The sequence below is a fragment of the Romboutsia sp. 1001713B170207_170306_H8 genome (assembly GCF_015550495.1).
In the GTDB taxonomy this organism is placed as follows: domain Bacteria; phylum Bacillota; class Clostridia; order Peptostreptococcales; family Peptostreptococcaceae; genus Romboutsia_E.
On the sequence record NZ_JADNAX010000050.1, the window covers coordinates 1 to 1121 of the forward strand.

The window sequence follows — 1121 nt, forward strand, 5'->3', positions numbered from 1 at the left end:
ACGGAGAGGTGTCCGAGTGGTTTAAGGAGCTGGTCTTGAAAACCAGTGATGCTTAACGGCACCGTGGGTTCGAATCCCACCCTCTCCGCCAAGTATTGGAGAAGTACTCAAGTGGCTCAAGAGGATCCCCTGCTAAGGGATTAGGCTGGGTAAACCGGTGCGAGGGTTCGAATCCCTCCTTCTCCGCCAATATAAAGTCGAGGTGTAGCGCAGTTTGGTAGCGCACTTGGTTTGGGACCATGGGGCCGGGGGTTCGAGTCCCTTCACCTCGACCATTGATAAAGTGGACCATTAGCTCAGTTGGTTAGAGCGCCCGGCTCATAACCGGTAGGTCTGGGGTTCGAGTCCCTGATGGTCCACCACTTTAAAAATATATTACAGGGGTGTAGCTCAGTTGGTAGAGCGTCGGTCTCCAAAACCGTGCGCCGGGGGTTCGAGTCCCTCCACCCCTGCCAACAAGTTTTATTAAATTTATAACTTATATAAAGTCGAGGTGTAGCGCAGTTTGGTAGCGCACTTGGTTTGGGACCATGGGGCCGGGGGTTCGAGTCCCTTCACCTCGACCATTAATGAGGGCCTATAGCTCAGGTGGTTAGAGCGCACGCCTGATAAGCGTGAGGTCGCTGGTTCGAGTCCAGCTAGGCCCACCAAAAACGCCCAGATAGCTCAGTCGGTAGAGCAGGGGACTGAAAATCCCCGTGTCGGTGGTTCGATTCCGCCTCTGGGCACCAAAATGAATATGGCGGTATAGCTTAGTTGGCTAGAGCGTTCGGTTCATACCCGAAAGGTCACAGGTTCGACTCCTGTTACCGCTACCAACTCAAACTATATTGAAATTAAGAACTTTGAAAATTAAACAGTAGGTTAATTTATAAATTTTATTCTTATTTAAGAATTAAAACACAAACAACCAAGCCAGATATTCAGATAATGATTAGCTGAGCGATGGACAACTTTTATTTGAGAGTTTGATCCTGGCTCAGGATGAACGCTGGCGGCGTGCCTAACACATGCAAGTCGAGCGAACTTCTTCGGAAGTGAGCGGCGGACGGGTGAGTAACGCGTGGGTAACCTGCCCTATACACACGGATAACGTACCGAAAGGTACGCTAATACGAGAT

The 1121-nt window shown here is 50.1% G+C and carries 9 tRNA genes and 1 rRNA gene; all 10 read left to right on the top strand.

What is annotated here, in order from left to right:
- The first annotated feature begins 2 nt into the window (after window positions 1-2).
- Window positions 3-91, top strand: a tRNA-Ser gene (locus I2A66_RS16905).
- A gap of 6 nt (window positions 92-97) precedes the next feature.
- Window positions 98-189: transfer RNA gene (locus I2A66_RS16910), tRNA-Ser, on the top strand.
- Window positions 190-198: 9 nt separating this feature from the next.
- A tRNA-Pro gene (locus I2A66_RS16915) sits at window positions 199-275 on the top strand.
- A gap of 10 nt (window positions 276-285) precedes the next feature.
- Window positions 286-362 (top strand) — tRNA-Ile (locus I2A66_RS16920).
- A 17-nt stretch (window positions 363-379) separates the two neighbouring features.
- A tRNA-Trp gene (locus I2A66_RS16925) sits at window positions 380-455 on the top strand.
- Window positions 456-489: 34 nt separating this feature from the next.
- A tRNA-Pro gene (locus I2A66_RS16930) sits at window positions 490-566 on the top strand.
- A gap of 7 nt (window positions 567-573) precedes the next feature.
- Window positions 574-650, top strand: a tRNA-Ile gene (locus I2A66_RS16935).
- Window positions 651-655: 5 nt separating this feature from the next.
- A tRNA-Phe gene (locus I2A66_RS16940) sits at window positions 656-731 on the top strand.
- Between the two features lie 10 nt (window positions 732-741).
- Window positions 742-818, top strand: a tRNA-Met gene (locus I2A66_RS16945).
- 138 nt (window positions 819-956) lie between these two features.
- A 16S ribosomal RNA gene (locus I2A66_RS16950) occupies window positions 957-1121 on the top strand; the annotation flags it as partial.